This is a genomic window from Streptomyces humi (genome assembly GCF_001005085.2).
Lineage (GTDB): Bacteria > Actinomycetota > Actinomycetes > Streptomycetales > Streptomycetaceae > Streptomyces > Streptomyces humi.
This window is the reverse complement of sequence record NZ_LBMU02000100.1, coordinates 72,224-89,887: the sequence shown is the minus strand read 5'-3', so window position 1 is coordinate 89,887 and position 17,664 is coordinate 72,224. Positions and strand designations below refer to the sequence as shown.

The 17,664-nt window shown below is 71.0% G+C and carries 14 protein-coding genes; 6 read left to right on the top strand and 8 right to left on the bottom strand.

The window, feature by feature from the left end:
• Positions 1-144 precede the first annotated feature (144 nt).
• From AAW13_RS38400 to AAW13_RS38385, 4 genes are all read right to left on the bottom strand, one after another.
• A complete protein-coding gene (locus AAW13_RS38400; RefSeq protein ID WP_046729555.1) occupies positions 145-810 on the bottom strand; it encodes a DUF2567 domain-containing protein in 666 nt (221 codons plus the stop codon).
• A 34-nt stretch (positions 811-844) separates the two neighbouring features.
• Complete coding sequence (locus AAW13_RS38395) at positions 845-1,675, bottom strand: ABC transporter permease (RefSeq protein WP_046729554.1); 831 nt, start codon at positions 1,673-1,675, stop codon at positions 845-847.
• A 115-nt stretch (positions 1,676-1,790) separates the two neighbouring features.
• Positions 1,791-2,765, bottom strand: coding sequence for an ABC transporter ATP-binding protein (locus AAW13_RS38390; protein WP_046729553.1), 975 nt, complete (start codon positions 2,763-2,765; stop codon positions 1,791-1,793).
• Between the two features lie 179 nt (positions 2,766-2,944).
• Entirely contained in the window at positions 2,945-4,165 is a 1,221-nt protein-coding gene (locus AAW13_RS38385; RefSeq protein ID WP_046729552.1) for an NYN domain-containing protein, read from the bottom strand.
• Between the two features lie 219 nt (positions 4,166-4,384).
• On the opposite strand from AAW13_RS38385, the gene AAW13_RS38380 reads away from it, so the two are divergent.
• Positions 4,385-4,564, top strand: coding sequence for a hypothetical protein (locus AAW13_RS38380; RefSeq protein WP_046729551.1), 180 nt, complete (start codon positions 4,385-4,387; stop codon positions 4,562-4,564).
• A gap of 124 nt (positions 4,565-4,688) precedes the next feature.
• Here the strand turns inward: AAW13_RS38380 and dnaE are convergent, their stop codons facing one another.
• On the bottom strand, positions 4,689-8,228 hold the full coding sequence (gene dnaE / locus AAW13_RS38375; protein ID WP_046729550.1) for a DNA polymerase III subunit alpha: 3,540 nt from the start codon (positions 8,226-8,228) through the stop codon (positions 4,689-4,691).
• Positions 8,229-8,411: 183 nt separating this feature from the next.
• Between dnaE and AAW13_RS38370 the strand changes: the two genes are divergently transcribed.
• The 4 genes from AAW13_RS38370 (at position 8,412) to AAW13_RS38355 (ending at position 13,251) form a co-directional block, all read left to right on the top strand.
• Positions 8,412-9,737, top strand: coding sequence for a DUF2252 domain-containing protein (locus AAW13_RS38370; protein WP_046729549.1), 1,326 nt, complete (start codon positions 8,412-8,414; stop codon positions 9,735-9,737).
• Positions 9,738-9,804: 67 nt separating this feature from the next.
• Entirely contained in the window at positions 9,805-10,503 is a 699-nt protein-coding gene (locus tag AAW13_RS38365) for a hypothetical protein (protein WP_046729548.1), read from the top strand.
• A gap of 101 nt (positions 10,504-10,604) precedes the next feature.
• The gene (locus AAW13_RS38360; RefSeq protein WP_046729671.1) at positions 10,605-11,447 is read left to right on the top strand and encodes a thioredoxin domain-containing protein; all 843 of its coding nucleotides are present in this window, start codon (positions 10,605-10,607) and stop codon (positions 11,445-11,447) included.
• Between the two features lie 124 nt (positions 11,448-11,571).
• The gene (locus AAW13_RS38355; RefSeq protein WP_046729547.1) at positions 11,572-13,251 is read left to right on the top strand and encodes an alkaline phosphatase D family protein; all 1,680 of its coding nucleotides are present in this window, start codon (positions 11,572-11,574) and stop codon (positions 13,249-13,251) included.
• A gap of 7 nt (positions 13,252-13,258) precedes the next feature.
• Here AAW13_RS38355 and AAW13_RS38350 read toward each other — a convergent pair whose 3' ends face one another.
• Positions 13,259-13,828, bottom strand: a complete 570-nt coding sequence (locus tag AAW13_RS38350; protein WP_046729546.1) for a dienelactone hydrolase family protein — start codon at positions 13,826-13,828, stop codon at positions 13,259-13,261.
• A 194-nt stretch (positions 13,829-14,022) separates the two neighbouring features.
• Here AAW13_RS38350 and AAW13_RS38345 point away from each other — a divergent pair, with 194 nt between their 5' ends.
• The gene (locus AAW13_RS38345; protein ID WP_046729670.1) at positions 14,023-15,159 is read left to right on the top strand and encodes a mechanosensitive ion channel family protein; all 1,137 of its coding nucleotides are present in this window, start codon (positions 14,023-14,025) and stop codon (positions 15,157-15,159) included.
• A 42-nt stretch (positions 15,160-15,201) separates the two neighbouring features.
• On the opposite strand, the gene AAW13_RS38340 is transcribed toward AAW13_RS38345, so the two are convergent.
• Both AAW13_RS38340 and AAW13_RS38335 read right to left on the bottom strand, forming a co-directional pair.
• The gene (locus tag AAW13_RS38340; protein ID WP_046729545.1) at positions 15,202-15,942 is read right to left on the bottom strand and encodes an SDR family NAD(P)-dependent oxidoreductase; all 741 of its coding nucleotides are present in this window, start codon (positions 15,940-15,942) and stop codon (positions 15,202-15,204) included.
• A 128-nt stretch (positions 15,943-16,070) separates the two neighbouring features.
• Positions 16,071-17,657 carry a Na+/H+ antiporter gene (locus tag AAW13_RS38335; protein ID WP_046729544.1) on the bottom strand — a complete coding sequence of 529 codons (1,587 nt, stop codon included), beginning with the start codon at positions 17,655-17,657 and terminating at the stop codon, positions 16,071-16,073.
• Between the last annotated feature and the right edge of the window lie 7 nt (positions 17,658-17,664).

Below are 17,664 nucleotides of genomic sequence, written 5' to 3'. Positions count from 1 at the left end.
CACCCGTCAAGCGCCTCTCAGGTCGGCCGGTGTTTGAAGGCGGGGCCGTTCGGGGCGATGCGTGGGCGGCAGCCACTGGGAGGGGGTCGAAGGGGCGTTCCCCTGGAGGACGGGACGGGTAGGGGCGGCGGGGGCGGAGGAACGCTACGCCGGTGGGGTCGCGTGCGGGCCGTCCTCGTAAGGGAGCTCGGGGTCGCGGGGACCGAACAGCGCCGTCAGCCCCAGGTGCACCAGCAACGCCGCCAGCGACCACGCCAGCAACGCCCCCTTCGCCCCGAGCTTCAGCGGCGCCGAGAACGTCACGCCCTTCCCCACGGCCTTGGCATGGGCGATCACGTCCTGCTCAGGCCCCAGCCACATCCCCACCCGCCACGCCAGCAGCGACGCGAGCAGTCCCCCCACACCCAGCGCCACCACCAGCGGCACACCCCCACGCCGCCGCCACAGGAAGACCGCCACCGCGCTCACCGCCCCGAAGGCCAGCGCCAACAGCGTGAACGTGCCGTCCACACCGGCCGCCTGCTCGCCCTCGGTGTCCTTGAGATAGACCGCCCAGCCCTTGGCGGACTGGTCCCCGACCAGCGGCACGTGCGGCGCCAGCCACTGCCACAGCAGCCCCAGCAGCACACCGCTGACCGCCAGCACGACCGCGACGATCGCGGCCTCCCGCAGTTCCGTCTTCATCCCGGGACCGTCCTGTCCGTACTCGCCCGACCCGCCCGCGGCCTCCCCGGCAGGCGGCGGCGCTTGCCAGGCCTGGTGCGAGGGCTGGTCGTGCGGCGGCGGAGGCGGCGTCAACGGTGCGGTCACCCTGACATCGTGCCAGGTCGCCCTGTGCGGCGCGTCACCGGACGGCGGCCCGGCGGTACGCCCAGGTCGCGACGGCCAGCGACACCACGCCGACCCCGGCGCACACACCCAGGTCAACGAGGACGACGGCCCAGTCCGGGTGGGCCCCGAAGGTCCGGGCGTAGGCCTCGACGCCGTACGTCGAGGGCAGCAGATCGCGCGCGAGGCGGATGATCCCCGGCATCCGGTCCGGCGGCAGCACCCCCAGCAGCAGCGCCGCCGACATGCCCAGCTGGCCGAGCAGCGTGGCGAGTTCGGGCCGCGGCGCGAGCAGCCCGCAGGCGGCGCCGAGCCCGGCCAGGGCGGCGCCGGCGAGCGGGATCACCGCGACGAGGATCCACAGGTTCCCCAGCGGCAGCCCGAACAGCACACACCCGAAGGCCGCCGTCACCAGCGTCCCCGGCACCGTGAAGGAGGCGTACGCGGCGGCCGCCCCGAGCACCACGGAGGCCGGCGGCACCGGCAGCGTCGCGTAGTGGTCGAGCCCGCCGCTCGCCCGCAGCTGCCCGAAGTACTGTGCCAGCAGGTTCAGGGCCACATAGGCGACGACGACCACCGAGGAACCGGCCACCACGGACTGGGCCTCGCCCCGGCTGTCCACCACCCCACGCATCATGATCATGATGCCGACGGACTGGAAGGTCGCGACGAACAGCAGCGGGATACGCGCCACCCGGGCACGGGACAGCTGCGCCCGGTAGACGGCCGCCAGCGAGGGCCACAGCCGGGCACGCGGCCCCAGCTCGGCCGCCGCGCCGCCGCCCGGCGCCGTCTCCTCCACGCCCAGGGCACCGCCCGGCAGGACCTCCGCGGGTACGACACTCACGTCGCGCTGCTCCTCTTCCCAACGGCAACGGCCGGGACGGCGTCCACGGCACGTACGGCCGCCGCGCCTTCCCGTACGGGCCCGGCCGTGCCGGCGTTCACTCCCGCGTCCACGTTCACGCCTTCACCAGCCCCTGCCGTGCCGCGCCGCCCAGCGCCAGGTACACGTCCTCCAGGCTGGGCGTGGCGAGGGTGAAGTCGTCGAGCGCGGCGAAGGCGGCCCCGCCGGTCACCGTGGCGACGGCGGCCCGGGCCTCCTCGGGCGCGAGCCGCAGCGTCCAGCGCCGGCCGGACTCGACGGCCCGCTCCCGCAGGACGGCCACCTCGGGCACGTCCAGCGGCGCCCGGTCCCGCCACACCAGCTCCACCCGCACCTCGCCGGCGACCCGTTCCTTGAGCCCGGCCGGCGTGTCACAGGCGATGACCCGCCCCTGGTCCAGGACCGCGACCCGGTCGAGGACCGTCTCCGCCTCGATCACGTTGTGGGTGACCAGGACGACGGTCGTGCCCCGTTCGGCACGCCGCCGGTCGACGGCGGCCCACACGGCCCGCCGGGCCACGGGGTCCATCCCGGTGGTGGGCTCGTCCAGCACGAGCAGCGGCCGCTCCCCGACCAGCGCGGCGGCGAAGCAGGCCAGCCGGCGCTGCCCGCCGGAGAGCTTCTTGAGCGCCCGCCCGGCGATCGGCGTCAGACCCAGCTCCTCCAGCACCGCGTCGCGCTCGCCGCGCGCCTGCCGTGCGTCGAGGCCCCGCAGCCGCCCGGTGGTCTCGGCGGCGAGGGAGACGGTCAGTTCGTCGAGGGCGCTGGACTCCTGTCCCAGGTACGCGAGGATCCGCGCGGCCCGCTCCGGGTGCCGCACGATGTCGTGCCCGAGGATCTCGACACCGCCCGAGTCCGGCCGCAGCAGCCCGGTGAGCTGCCGTACGAGGGTCGACTTGCCGGCCCCGTTCGGCCCGAGCAGTCCGAAGATCTCCCCGCGCCGGACGTCCAGCTCCACCCCGTCGGTGGCCCGCACCTCGGGCACCCCGGGAGCCCCACGCCGCCCTTTGACCGCGGCGTAGGTCTTGGTCAGCCCACGCACGGCACACACGACATCGCTCTGCTGCCGAAGTGCCCGACCCACGCCCGTACTCACAAGGCACGAGGGTACGGGGTCGCCCCCGTTTACTCGCCTTTGGGGCGCCGCAGCGCCCCGTGAGGGGCGCGGGGAACCGCGCGACAGGCTCCCACCGGCCCGCACCCGGGATGACGGCCGCCGCCCCCCTTCACTCACTCCGCCGACGCATGCTCCCCGGCCCCCGCCGGCACGTCGAACTCCCGCCAGAACCCCGCCCGAATGGCGTACCGGTCGTTCTCGTCGATCTGGTCGTCCTTGTGCGCGAGCAGCCCGAACCGGGCCGCGTACCGCAGCAGCTCCCCGTCGATCCGGTGCGGGATCCGCGGATACATCCCGGACAGCCGCTGGAGATGGCTCTGGTCCCCGAGCCGCGAGATCCACCGCCGGGCGAACACCTGCCCCACCTCGTACGGGTCCCCGCCGACGGTCGTGATGTCCTCCTCCCGGTCGGCCCACCGCTGCTCCGCCGTGGTCAGCTGGGCCAGCGTGGGCATGGAGGCCGCCTCCGCCGGCTCCGCGACGACCCCGGGCCGGTCCACCCACCCCTTGTCGGACGACCACCGCAGCGTGGCCGTGGTCGCGGGGTGCACCGGCTGCGCGCCGGGCGCCCGCAGCGCCGCGAGGTCCTTCGGGGTGGGCACCCCCTTCGGGGCCGGCACCCTCTCCTGCACGCCGTTCTCGGCCACGCTCACCGCGGGCGCGTGCTTCCCCTCCTCGACGCCGGCCTCGGGGGCGGCGGCCAGCGCCGACTCCGGCAGCGGCGCGGAGAGGATCGCCGCGATCTCCGGCCGCGGCACCGGCGGCGGCGCGCAGACGGCGGTCAGTTCCTTGGCCCGGACCGCCTGGGTGATCCACGCCCGGTCCAGGACGCGCCGTTCGTCGGCCTCCGCGACCAGGTCCTCGGACTGGTTGTAGTCGCCGTCGGCGGCCTGCACGGCCCACAGGTGCACGGCGACGCCGTGCTCCTTCGCGGCCATCATGCCCGGCAGCAGATCCCCGTCACCGGTCACCAGCACGATGTCGGAGCAGGCGCGGTTGCGGGCGAGCTCGGTCAGCTCGGCGTGCATGGCCGCGTCCACGCCCTTCTGGGCCCAGCGTCCGTCGCTGCGGGTCAGGGCGCCCAGCCGCACGGTCACCCGGGGCATCACCCGCAGCCTGCGGTGTTCCGGCTGGGGGACGCGGTCGGGGGCGCCGTCGAACCAGTAGATGCGCAGCAGTGGACGCTCGGTGTCGGACTCCGCGCGCTCGCGCAGCGCCTGGATCAGCGCGGCGTGGTCGACGGTGATCCGGGACCGGGAGGGCTCACCGGCGAGGAGACTGGCGGCGGCACCCAGCAGATACCCGGCGTCCACCAGGACGATGCAGCGGTCCACGCGACTCACCCTCTTTCCGGGAGGTTTGCCTTCGGGCTTCCTTCGAGTCTGCCCGACGGCGCGTGGGTTAACGGCCCGAACTCGATCTTCGGCGTGGCGTTTCCGGGTCTCGCTCTCCGACAAACCCTGTTACACACGGTAATTATCCGAAATGCGTCTGTTGTCAGCCTATGTGAATCTGAATTCGGCCCCTAGATCCCCCACAGGAGGCAGATCACCATGGCCAAGAACAAGAACCGCAAGCAGGGTGGCTCGCAGAACCGCGCGTCCCAGGCCGAGCAGGCCCACGAGCACGCGCAGCGCACGTCGACGGAGTCCCATGACTCCCCGGTGTCGCACATCCAGGGCAGCCCCGCGGATGTTGCCCGTAAGCAGCAGAAGCGCTTCGGCCACAACTGAGCGGACCGACCCGGTCCCACAGGGCTGTTGCGGCCCAGGCACACGGAAGGGGCGCACCCGACACGGGTGCGCCCCTTCAGCGCGCTCACGGCTCGGCGCACGGCTCAGGGAGCCGCGATCCGTCTCATCCGGCCAGGCAGGACGGGCCGAGCAGCACCTTCAGGTCGCCGAACAGCGCCGGATCCGGCTTCACCCGGTGCCGGTCGAGGCGCAGCACCGTCGTCCTGGTCGGCCCCTGGAGCTTGATCCGGACCTCGCTGTCGCCCTTGTGGTGGCTGAGGATCTCGCCGAGCCGGCTGACCATGGGCGGGGTGACCCGGGTGGCCGGGATGGTGAGGATCACGGGCGCGTTGGTACCGGCGTTGGAGAGGTCGGGGACCGTCAGCTCCATGCCGACCAGCCGTGGCACGTCCTCGCGCTTGTCGAGGCGGCCCTTGACGAACACCACCGCGTCCTCGACCAGTTGCGTCGAGATCAGCTGGTAGCTCGCCGGGAAGAACATGCACTCGATGGAGCCCGCGAGGTCCTCCACGGTGGCGATCGCCCAGGCGTTGCCCTGCTTGGTCATCTTGCGCTGGAGGCCCGAGATGATGCCGCCGATCGTCACCACGGCGCCGTCGGCGTGCTCGCCGCCGGTCAGCTGGGCGATGCCCGCGTCGGCCTTGTCGGAGAGCACGTGCTCCAGGCCGAAGAGGGGGTGGTCGGAGACGTACAGACCGAGCATCTCCCGCTCCTGGGCGAGCAGATAGGTCTTGTCCCACTCCTCGTCGGTGAAGACGACGTCCAGCCCGAAGCCGGGTTCGTCGCTCTCCTCCTCGCCCATCCCGCCGAACAGGTCGAACTGCCCCTCGGCCTCCTTGCGCTTGACCGCCACCACGTTGTCGATCATCGAGTCGAAGTGCGCGGTGAGGCCCTTGCGGGTGTGCCCCAGGGAGTCGAAGGCGCCCGCCTTGATCAGCGATTCCGTGGTGCGCTTGTTGCAGGCGACCGCCTCGACCTTGTCGAGGTAGTCGGGGAAGGAGCTGTACTTGCCCTTGGCCTTGCGGCTCCGGATGATCGACTCCACCACGTTCGTACCGACGTTGCGGACGGCCTCCAGGCCGAAGAGGATCACGTCGTCGCCCTGCGCGGCGAAGTTGTGCACCGACTCGTTGACGTTCGGCGGGAGCACCTTGATGCCCATGCGCCGGCACTCGTTGAGGTAGACGGCCGACTTGTCCTTGTCGTCCTTGACCGAGGTGAGCAGGCCCGCCATGTACTCGGCGGGGTGGTTCGCCTTCAGGTAGGCGGTCCAGTACGAGACCAGGCCGTACGCGGCGGAGTGCGCCTTGTTGAACGCGTATCCGGCGAACGGGACCAGCACGTCCCACAGCGCCTGGATGGCCTCGTCGCTGTAGCCCTTGTCGCGGGCGCCCTTCTGGAAGAGGACGAAGTTCTTCGCCAGTTCGTCGGGCTTCTTCTTGCCCATCACGCGGCGCAGGATGTCGGCCTCGCCGAGCGAGTAGCCGGCGATGATCTGGGCGGCCTTCTGCACCTGCTCCTGGTAGACGATCAGGCCGTAGGTCACGGCCAGGACCTCTTCCAGGGGCTCCTCCAGCTCCTTGTGGATCGGGGTGATCTCCTGGAGCTTGTTCTTGCGCAGCGCGTAGTTGGTGTGCGAGTCCATGCCCATCGGGCCCGGACGGTAGAGCGCCGACACGGCGGAGATGTCTTCGAAGTTGTCGGGCTTCATCAGGCGCAGCAGGGAGCGCATGGGGCCGCCGTCGAACTGGAAGACGCCCAGGGTGTCGCCGCGCTGGAGGAGTTCGAAGGTCTTCGGGTCGTCGAGGGGCAGGGACAGCAGGTCGAGGTCGATGCCCTTGTTGGACTTCACCATCTTGACGGCGTCGTCCATGATCGTCAGGTTGCGCAGGCCGAGGAAGTCCATCTTCAGCAGGCCGAGCGACTCGCACTGCGGGTAGTCCCACTGCGTGATGGTCACGCCGTCGGTGTGCCGCACCCAGATCGGGGCGTGGTCGACGATGGGCTCGCTGGACATGATCACGCCGGCCGCGTGCACGCCCATCTGCCGCACCAGGCCCTCGACGCCCTTGGCGGTGTCGATGACCTTCTTCACGTCCGGCTCGTTCTCGTACATCCCGCGGATCTCGCCCGCCTCGTTGTACCGAGGGTGCGAGGGGTTGGTGATGCCGTCGAGGTCGATGCCCTTGCCGAGGACGTCGGCGGGCATCGCCTTGGTGAGGCGGTCGCCCATGGCGTACGGGTAGCCCAGCACGCGCGCGGAGTCCTTGATCGCGTTCTTGGCCTTGATCTTGCCGTAGGTGCCGATCATGGCGACCTTGTCGGCGCCGTACTTCTCGGTCACGTACCTGATCACCTCGACGCGCCGACGCTCGTCGAAGTCGATGTCGACGTCGGGCATGGAGACGCGCTCGGGGTTCAGGAACCGCTCGAAGATCAGGCCGTGCGGGATCGGGTCGAGGTCGGTGATGCCCATGGCGTACGCGACGATCGAGCCGGCCGCGGAGCCTCGGCCGGGGCCCACCGCGATGCCGTTGTTCTTGGCCCACATGATGAAGTCGGCGACGACCAGGAAGTAGCCCGGGAACCCCATCTGGATGATGACGTCCATCTCGTACTCGACCTGCTTCTGCCGGTCGTCCGGGACGCCGCCGGGGAAACGGCGGTCCATGCCCCGGCGGACCTCCTCCTTGAACCAGGAGACCTCGGTGTAGCCCTCCGGGATGTCGAACTTGGGCATGAGGTCGCGCTTCTCGAACATGCCCGTGGTGTCGACCATCTCGGCGACCAGGAGGGTGTTGGCGCAGCCCTCCTGCCAGGCGTCCGAGGAGTCGACGGCGTACATCTCGTCGGTGGACTTCAGGTAGTAGCCGGTGCCGTCGAACTTGAAGCGGTCGGGGTCGGAGAGGTTCTTGCCGGTCTGGATGCACAGCAGGGCGTCGTGGGCGGTCGCCTCGTGCGCGTACGTGTAGTGCGAGTCGTTGGTCACCAGTGGCGGGATGCCGAGCTTCTTGCCGATCTCCAGGAGGCCGTCGCGGACCCGGTGCTCGATCTCGATGCCGTGGTCCATCAGCTCCAGGAAGTAGCGGTCCTTGCCGAAGATGTCCTGGTAGTCGGCGGCGGCCTTCAGTGCCTCGTCGTACTGGCCGAGCCGCAGCCGGGTCTGGAGCTCGCCGGAGGGGCAGCCGGTGGAGGCGACGATCCCCTCCGACCACTGGGAGATGGTCTCCTTGTCCATCCGGGGCCACTTCTGAAGCCAGCCCTCGGCGTAGGCGTCGGAGGAGAGCCGGAAGAGGTTGTGCAGGCCGGTCTTGTTCACCGCCCACATCGTCTTGTGGGTGTAACCACCGGAACCCGAGACGTCGTCCCGCTTCTGGTGCGGCTGGCCCCACTGGATCTTGCGCTTGTTGCGCCGGGACTCGGGGGCGACGTACGCCTCGATCCCGATGATCGGGGTGACCCCGGCCTTCTGCGCGGTGTGGAAGAAGTCGTACGCCCCGTGCAGGTTGCCGTGGTCGGACATGGCGATGTGCGTCATGCCCATCTCGTTGCAGGCGTTGAACATGTCCTTCAGCCGCGCGGCACCGTCCAGCAGCGAGTACTGGGTGTGAACGTGCAGGTGCGTGAAGGGCGGCTTCGACACGGTTTCTGCCTCCAAAAAGAACAGGCGTCTACGATCTTCCGACCGGCTGCGGACAGTCTGGGGGGACAGCGTCGAAGTCTATGCCCCGGGACTGACACGAGCCGGGCACTCCCACGTACCTTCGAGCGTTGGGTACGGCAGATACGGCTGTCGTACACGTCATGCACCAGGAGGCACCCAGCGATGTCGGTCCACCCGCTCAACGACGAGCAGCGCGGCGAGGAGATCCTCGCCGTTTTCGACACCGCCTTCGGCGAGCTCCTGGCCGCCGACCCAGCCGCGTTCCGCGTGAAGTTCCGGAAGATGGCGGCCTCGGCCTTCGCCTTCTACCGCGGTACGGCGGGGCTCTTCTACCACGACCTGGACACCGACCGGCGCGGCGGCCCCTACCTGGACGAGCGCACCTCGCGCGTGTGGATCCACGGCGATCTGCACGCGGAGAACTTCGGCACGTACATGGACTCCAACGGCCGCCTGGTCTTCAACGTCAACGACTTCGACGAGGCCTACGTCGGCCCCTTCACCTGGGACCTGAAGCGCTTCGCCGCCTCCATAGCGCTGATCGGGTACGCGAAGGCGCTCAGCGACGAGCAGATCACCGACCTGGTCGAGGTGTACGCGGCCGCCTACCGCGAGCGGATCCGCGCGCTGGCCACCGGCGCCAAGAGCGACGAGGTGCCGCCGTTCACCCTGGACACCGCCGAGGGCCCGCTGCTCGGCGCCCTGCGCGCGGCCCGCTCGCTGACCCGTTTCGAGCTGCTGGACTCGATGACGGAGATCCGGGACTACGAGCGCCGCTTCACCTCCGGCGGCGGCTCCATCGAGCTGGACGCGGCCACCCGCTACAAGGTGCTCGCGGCCTTCGACGGCTACCTGGAGACCCTCCCGGAGGCGTCCCTGTCCCGCCCGGACTCCTACCGCGTGAAGGACGTGGTCGGCCGGCGCGGCATCGGCATCGGCTCGGCCGGCCTGCCCTCGTACAACATCCTCCTGGAGGGCTCCACGGACGCCCTGGAGAACGACGTGGTGATCTACATCAAGCAGGCCCAGACCCCGGCCGTCTCGCGGCACGTCACGGACCAGGCGATCCGGGACTACTTCCGGCACGAGGGCCACCGCACGGTGATCTCCCAGCGCGCTTTGCAGGCGCACGCCGACCCGTGGCTGGGCTGGACCGAGCTGGACGGCGCGGGGCAGCTGGTCGCCGAGGTCTCCCCGTACGCGGTGGACCTGGACTGGAGCGACCTCGACGACCCGGAGGAGATCGCGGCGGTCGTCGCGGACCTCGGCCGGGCCACGGCGTCCATGCATTCGGCGGCCGACGACCAGTCCGGCGAGTCCCTGGTGCCGTTCTCCACCGAGCGCGCCATCGACGCCGCGATCGCCGCCGACGAGGACGGCTTCGCCCCCCTGCTGACCGACTTCGCCCACAGCTACGGCGCCCGGGCCCGCGCCGACCACCAGATCTTCGTGGACCTCTTCCGCAACGGCCGCATTCCAGGGCTGTAACCTTCGCGGATTCACAGGGCCCTTTTAGGGGTCCCCTACATGAGTACGTGACAGACTCTCCACCGCTATGGACATATCCGGGACCCAGCTCAGAGCCGTGCGCGCGGCGCTGTTCACGGCCTTCGTCGTGACGCTCAGCACCGCGTCGCACGTGCTGCTGTCCCGGGCCCCGCTGCCGGTCACCACGGTGGCCGCGGTCGCCGCCGGGGTGTTCTGCACGGCGTACGCGCTCGCGGGCCGCGAGCGCGGCTTCGGCCGGATCGCCGCCCTGCTGATCCCGCTGGAGCTGGCCGCCGACACGGTCTTCACGACCGGCCAGCACGCCTGCTACGGCCGGGCCGGCGGCCCCATCGCGGGCCCGCTGCGCGCGGTCGGCTTCGACGTGCTGTGTCACGGCGGCACGGTGGGGACCCCGCTGGCGCAGATGGCCGGCGGTTCCCGCGCCTCCGCGGTCCTCGCGCACGCCGACCCCGCCGCCGCCTGGCTGCTGCTCGCCGCGCACGTCTGCGTCGGCCTGCTCGCCGCCGCCTGGCTGCGCCGGGGTGAGCGTGCCCTGACCCAGCTGCTGCGCGCGGTCGCCGCCACCACCTTCCGCCCGCTGCTCCTCGCGGTCGCCGCGGGAGCGGTCCGGCTCGCTCCGGTACGACGGCTGCCGCGTCCGGCACCGCGGACGGCCGCCGCCCGCGAGCTGGTCCTCGTGCACTCCCTGGGACGGCGTGGACCGCCGTGCTCCGGGGCGCTCGCGCTGCCTTTCTCCTTCGCCTGAGCGCCCCTGCCTCCCGAGCACGCCCTCTCGTCCGAGCACGACGAGTCCCCCACACGTATCCCGCGTACGACATGTGCGCGTCGTCTATGGAGATCACCAACATGAGCAAGCGGAACAGCGCGGCTGCCAAGACCGCGGCCCGGGAGCGGCTGCGCGTCGAGCGCGAGAAGCAGGCCAAGCGCGCGAAGGTCAAGCGGCAGGTCATCGTGGCCTGCTCGGTCGTGGCCGTGCTGGCCGCGGCGGGCGGCATAGGTTACGCCGTCGTCCAGTCGAACAAGCCCAGTCACTGGGAGGCCGTGAAGGACGAGAAGGTCGTCGCCCCGGCCAACACCACGGGTACCAACGGCACCACCGTCGTCATCGGCAAGGCGAGCGCCAAGAAGACCCTCAAGGTCTACGAGGACCCGCGCTGCCCGATCTGCGCCCAGTTCGAGCAGACCGTCGGTTCCACGGTGAAGAAGGACATCGACGACGGCAAGTTCAAGATCCAGTACATCGGCGGCACGTTCCTCGACGGCGACTCGCTCGGCAAGGGCCAGATCGGCTCGCGCGGCGAGGGTTCCAAGAACGCCATGGCCGCGATGGGTGCCGCGCTGAACGTCAGCGACGAGGCCTTCCTGGAGTACAAGACCGCGCTGTACTCGAAGAAGTGGCACCCGGACGAGACGCAGGACAAGTTCAAGAACGACAGCTACCTCATCGAGGTGGCCAACACCGTCCCCGCCCTGAAGAACAACAAGTCCTTCCAGGCGGACGTCAAGTCGGGCAAGTACGACGCCTGGGCGCTGGCCATGTCGAAGACCTGGGACACCAACAAGGACGGCGTGACGGGCACCCCGAGCTTCGTCATGAACGGCAAGATCCTGACGGCGGACTCCAGCGGCAACCCGCCGATGACGGTCGAGTCCTTCAACTCCCTGGTGGACGCGGCACTCAAGGCCTGACGCGGGCCTGACGCAGGCCTGACACCGGCCGCCCCGAGCGGAATCTCCAGTTCCGCGTGAAGAGCAGGCGAACTTTCCCCGGTTCGCCTGCTCTTGGTCATACTGGTCAGTAACCTCTACGGACGTGACCAGTCGATACAGAACAACTCAGGCCCCCGAGGGTGCCGACTCCCCCAACTCCCTCGCCCCCCGCCGCCGTACGGTCGTCAAGGCCGCGGCGGCGACCGCTGTGCTGGCCGCCCCGCTCGTCGCCGCGCTGCCGGCCCGCGCCGCCTTGGACACCCCGGCCTTCCTGCACGGCACCGCCTCCGGCGACCCGCTGCCCGACGGCATCCTGCTGTGGACCCGGGTGACCCCGGCCGCCGACGCCGTGCCCGGCTCCGGGATCGGCCCGGACACCGAGGTCAGCTGGATCGTCGCCACCGACAGGGCACTGACGAACGTCGTCTCCCGTGGCTCCGTCACCGCGACCGCGGGCTCCGACCACACCGTCAAGGCCGACATCCGCGGCCTGGCCCCGGCCACCGACTACTGGTTCCGGTTCTCGGCCGGCGGCACGGACTCCCCGGTGGCCCGCACCCGCACCGCTCCGGCGGCCGACGCCACCGTCACCGGTCTGCGCTTCGGCGTGGTCTCCTGCGCCAACTGGGAGGCCGGCTACTTCGCCTCGTACCGCCACCTGGTCGCCCGGGGCGACCTGGACGCCTGGCTGCACCTGGGCGACTACATCTACGAGTACGGCACCGGCGAGTACGGCACCCGCGACACCGTGGTCCGGCAGCACGCGCCCACACACGAGATCATCACGCTCGCCGACTACCGCATACGGCACGGCAAGTACAAGACCGACCCCGATCTACAGGCCCTGCACGCCAAGGCGCCGGTCATCGCGATCTGGGACGACCACGAGTTCGCCAACGACTCCTGGTCCGGGGGTGCCGAGAACCACACCGAGGGCGCCGAGGGCACCTGGACGGCCCGTCAGGCCGCCGCCAAGCAGGCCTACTTCGAGTGGATGCCGGTCCGCCCGGCCATCGCCGGCACCACCTACCGCCGGCTGCGCTTCGGCAAGCTCGCCGACCTCTCCCTGCTCGACCTGCGCTCCTTCCGCTCCCAGCAGGTGTCGACGGGCAGCGGCTCGGTCGACGACCCGGACCGCACCATCACCGGCCGGGCCCAGCTCGACTGGCTGAAGGCCGGTCTGAAGGCCTCCGACACCACCTGGCGGCTGGTCGGCAACTCGGTGATGATCTCGCCGTTCGCCATCGGCTCGCTCTCCGCCGACCTGCTCAAGCCGCTCGCCAAGCTGCTGGGTCTGCCCCAGGACGGCCTCGCCCTCAACACCGACCAGTGGGACGGCTACACCGACGACCGCCGCGAGCTGCTGGCCCACCTGCGCTCCAACGCCATCGGCAACACGGTCTTCCTGACCGGCGACATCCACATGGCCTGGGCCAACGACGTGCCGGTGGACGCCGGGACGTACCCGCTGTCCGCCTCCGCCGCCACCGAGTTCGTGGTCACCTCGGTGACCTCGGACAACCTGGACGACCTGCTCAAGGTCTCCCCCGGCGTCGTCTCCACGCTCGCCGCGCCGGTCATCCAGCTGGCCAACCGGCACGTCCACTGGGTCGACACCGACCGGCACGGCTACGGCATCCTGGACATCACCGCCGCCCGGGCCCAGATGGACTACTACGTCCTCTCCGACAAGACGCAGGCCGACGCGACCTCGTCGTGGGAGCGGTCGTACCGCACCCGCAGCGGTACCCAGAAGGTCGAGCGCACCTACGACCCGGTGTAGGCCCCGCCTACAGCGAGTCGAGGAAGCCGAGCGCCACCCGCCAGGTGGCCTCGGCGGCCTCCTCGTCGTAGTCCGGCAGCCCGGGATCGGTGTACAGGTGCCCGGCGCCCACGTACCGGTGGATCTCCACGTCGGCGCCGGCCCGGCCCATGTGCAGATACCAGGCGCTCAGCCAGTCGTCCGGCTCGAAGGCGTCCGGCTCGGCCACGTGCAGCTGCACCGGGAGGCCGTCCACCGAGGCGTTGACCGCGATGTCCGACGTGCCGTGCAGAAGCAGCAGCCCACGGGCCCGCGCGTCGCCCAGCGCCAGCGTCTGCGCGACCGCCGCGCCCAGCGAGAACCCCGCGTACACCAGACCGCGCTCCGAGTACGGCGCCGCCGCCAGCACGGCCCGCTTCAGCAGCTCGTCCTTGCCGATCGACTCGTTGAACTCCCTGCCTTCCTCGACGGTGTCGAACGTGCGCCCCTCGAAGAGGTCCGGCGTCCACACCTCGTGCCCGGCGGCACGCAGCCGGTCCGCCGCGTCGCGCACCGCGGGCCTGAGGCCATAGGTCGAGTGAAAGAGCATGATGTTCATGCGCCCATGGTGCCAGCCGCCGCCGACACCCCCGTCACACCGCGGTCGCACCGGGGTCGTGACCGGGCTCGCACAGGGCCGGCACCGGGCTCGGACCGGGTCCCACCGGCCGGCGCCGGCCATGCAGTGACGTCCTTCTCACCGTCCACCATGTTCAGGACCCCGCAGATCCGGTTACGTTCGGAGCCATGGAGATGGAGAACGTACTCCGCCCGCTGATCGTGATAGGCGGCGCCGTCGTCCTCACCCTGCTGATCGGCTGGGCGACCGATCTACTGCTGCGCAAGGCTGACACGCGGCACAGCGAGACACCGCTGTGGGGACTGCTGCGCCGCGGCCGTGTCCCCTACCAGCTGGTGCTGTGCTCGGGCATGCTCAGAGGTTCCTACGACCAGGCCGAGGTGCTCCTGGAGCACCGGGTGGCCGTGGGCCAGATACTGAGCCTGGTGCTGATCGGCTCGACCGCCTGGCTGGTGGTGCGCATAGCGGCCGCGGTCGTGGAGACCTCGTACTCGCGCTACGCCCGCGTCCACCACGACGCGGCCCGGGTGCGCCGGGTGCGCACCCAGGTGTCGCTGATCATGCGCGTGGTGACGGCGATCGTCGGTGTGGTGGCCGCGGCGGCGATGCTGCTGACCTTCCCGGCGATGCGCGCGGCCGGCGCCTCGCTGCTGGCCTCCGCCGGAGTCGTCGGCATCGTCGCCGGTGTGGCGGCGCAGTCCACCCTGAGCAACATGTTCGCGGGGCTACAGATCGCCTTCGGTGACATGGTGCGCATCGGCGACACGGTCGTGGTCGACGGCGAGTGGGGCACGGTCGAGGAGATCACCCTGACCTTTCTGACGGTACGGACCTGGGACGAGCGCCGGATCACGATGCCGGTGTCGTACTTCACCTCCAAACCCTTCGAGAACTGGTCGCGGGGGACCCCGCAGATGACCGGGATCGTCTACTGGCACCTCGACCACTCGGCGCCGATCGAGGCGATGCGGGACCGGCTCCGGGACATCCTGCGCGAGTGCCCGGCCTGGGACGGGCGGGCTTACGGCCTGGTGGTCACCGACGCCACGCCCAACACCATCCAGGTGCGCGCCCTGGTGACCGCCAAGGACTCCGACGACGTCTGGACAGTCCGGGTCGCCGTCCGCGAGCAGATGATCACCTGGCTGGCCGCCGAGCACCCGTACGCCCTGCCCCGGGTCAACACGGCCGACGCGGTCCTGCCGCCGGGCGGGATCATCCCCACCCAGGACGGCGTGACCCAGGGCCACCGGCTGCACAACCGCACCGCACCGGTCGCCGCCGACCCCGGCCCACGCCCCGGCCGCTGACCGCGCCTCGCGTGCAGGCCGCTGACCGCGCCCGTGGCCCGGTCAGTGGCCGCGCTCGGCGCCGCCGTTGACCTGGACGATCTGGGAGGTGATGTGGCCGGCGACCGGGGACGCCAGCCAGTGCAGGGTGGCGGCGACGTCACCCGGTACGCCGGCCCGCCCGGTCGACGTCTCGGCGACGAGCCGCTGCCGCCGTGCCTCCTCGACGGGGCCGCCGAAGAACTCGGTGTCCTCGACGTACCCGGGCGCGACCACGTTCACGGTCACGCCGCGCGGCCCCAGCTCTCTGGCCAGATCGTGGGCGTAGGGGTGCAGGGCCGCCTTGGCCGCCGCGTACGACCCGGTGCCGGAGCCCCGGAACGCCGCGATGGAGCTGAGGAACAGCACCCGCCCGCCCGGGTCGGCGAGCCGGTCCTTCAGGGCCTCGGTGAGCAGCACCGCCGACAGCGTGTTCTGCCGGAAGTTGCCGCTCCAGACGCGGGCGACGGCATCGAGCGGATCACCGGCCCCGGCGTCGGGCGCGAACGCCGCGTTCCCTCCGGCGCTGTGGACCAGCACGTCCACGGTCCCGAACTCATCCGCGACGAACCGCGCCACTCCGCGCACGTCGGCCGCGTCGGTCAGGTCGGCGGCCCGCACGACCGCACCCGGCACTCCCGCCTTCTCCAGCACCTCTCTGCGCCGCCCGAGCAGCAGCACCCGGTCCCCGTCGGCCGCGAACACCCGCGCCGCCGCCAGTCCGATACCTGTTCCTCCACCACTGATCACAATGTTCCGAGCCATGATCCGAGACTACGAGCGGGAGGCCGACGCTGCCTTCGGATATCCACAGCCGCCATACGTTTGTATGACTGCCGCCACGTGTACGGGCGAGCGGCGCGCAGGGGGCGCTGCCTCGGGGCGGGCGGAGGTCAGCGCAGGCTCCGGACGTCCAGGTGGCGTAGCACCCGGTCGACGATCTCCGGGTCCGCCCCCGGCTCGCTGCGCGCCGCCAGCACCTCGTGCCGCGCCGCGCTCAGCATCTCCGACTGGATCCGCCGGACCCGCTTGAGCCGCCGCACCCGCCTGTCGTGGCCCTCCCGCCGCTCGTCCTCCACCACGTCGGGACTGATCCGGAACCCGATCTCGAAGGCACGCCGCAGCATCTGCTCGGAGAGTTCCTCCGGCAGTTCCTCGACCTGCTCGATCTCCCTCAGCCGCCGCCGTGCCGCCTTCGCCGCCCGCAGCGCCAGCTCCTTCTCGATCTCCTTCTCGTGCTCGGTGTCGGCCCGCACCCCCAGCCGCTTCACCAGCCACGGCAGCGTCAGCCCCTGGAGCACCAGCGTCGCCATGATCACCCCGAAGGCGATGAAGACGATCTCGTCCCGGTCCGGAAAGGGCGATCCGTCGTCGGTCCGCAGCGGAATGGCCAGCGCCAGCGCCACGGAGGCCACCCCGCGCATCCCGGACCACCACATCACGACCGTCTCCCGCCAGCTGGTCGGGATCTCCTCGTCGTAGTCCCGCCGGGCGTGCAGCCGCTTGGTCAGCCAGGTCGCCGGCAGCAGCCAGAGCAGCCGTACGACGACGACCACGCCCACGACGGCGGCCGCCCAGCCGAGCAGCTCGCCCCAGCGGCCGGACGCCGTACGGATGGCGTTGTGCAGCTCCAGGCCGATGAGCCCGAAGGCCACCCCCGTGACGAGCGTGTCGACGATGTCCCAGAAGGTGTATCCGGCGAGCCGGGTCATCACGTCGTCGGCGTCGGTGGCGTACTCGGCGATGAACAGCGCCGTGGTGAGCACCGCGAGCACCCCGGAGCCGTGCAGTTCCTCGGCGACCACGTAGGAGACGTACGGGACGAGCAGGGTCAGGCCGATCTGGAGCGTCGCGTCGCCGAGCACGTCCATCAGCTTGTTCGCGCCCCAGCCGAGCGCCAGCCCCACGGCGACCGCGACCACGGCGGACAGCAGGAAGTCCAGCCCGGCCCGCCAGGGCGAGAACGTCCCGCTGATCACGGCGGCGATCGCCACGTGGTAGAGCACGATGGCCGTGACGTCGTTGAAGAGTCCCTCGCCCTCCAGGATGGACACCAGCCGGCGCGGCAGCCCGAGCTGCCCGGCGACGGCGGTCGCGGCGACCGGGTCGGGCGGGGCGACCAGCGCGCCCAGCGCGACCGCCGCGGCGATCGGCAGTCCGGGCACGATGGCGCTCGCGACGGCCGCCACGCACAGCGTGGTGAGGAACACCAGGGCCACCGCGAGCAGGAAGATCGGCCGTTTGTTGGCCGCGAACTGTCGCCAGGAGGTGCGCCGGACGGCGGCGTAGAGCAGCGGTGGCAGCAGGCCGGGCAGGATCAGCTCGGGCGGGATGTTCACGTTCGGCACGAAGTCGGCGACCGCGAGAACGATCCCGAACAGGGTCATCAGCACGGGGGCCGGCAGGCCCAGCCGGTCCCCGACCGGGACACTCACCAGGGCCCCGAGCAGCAGCACGAACAACAGGGCCAGCTGATCCACGGCTTGC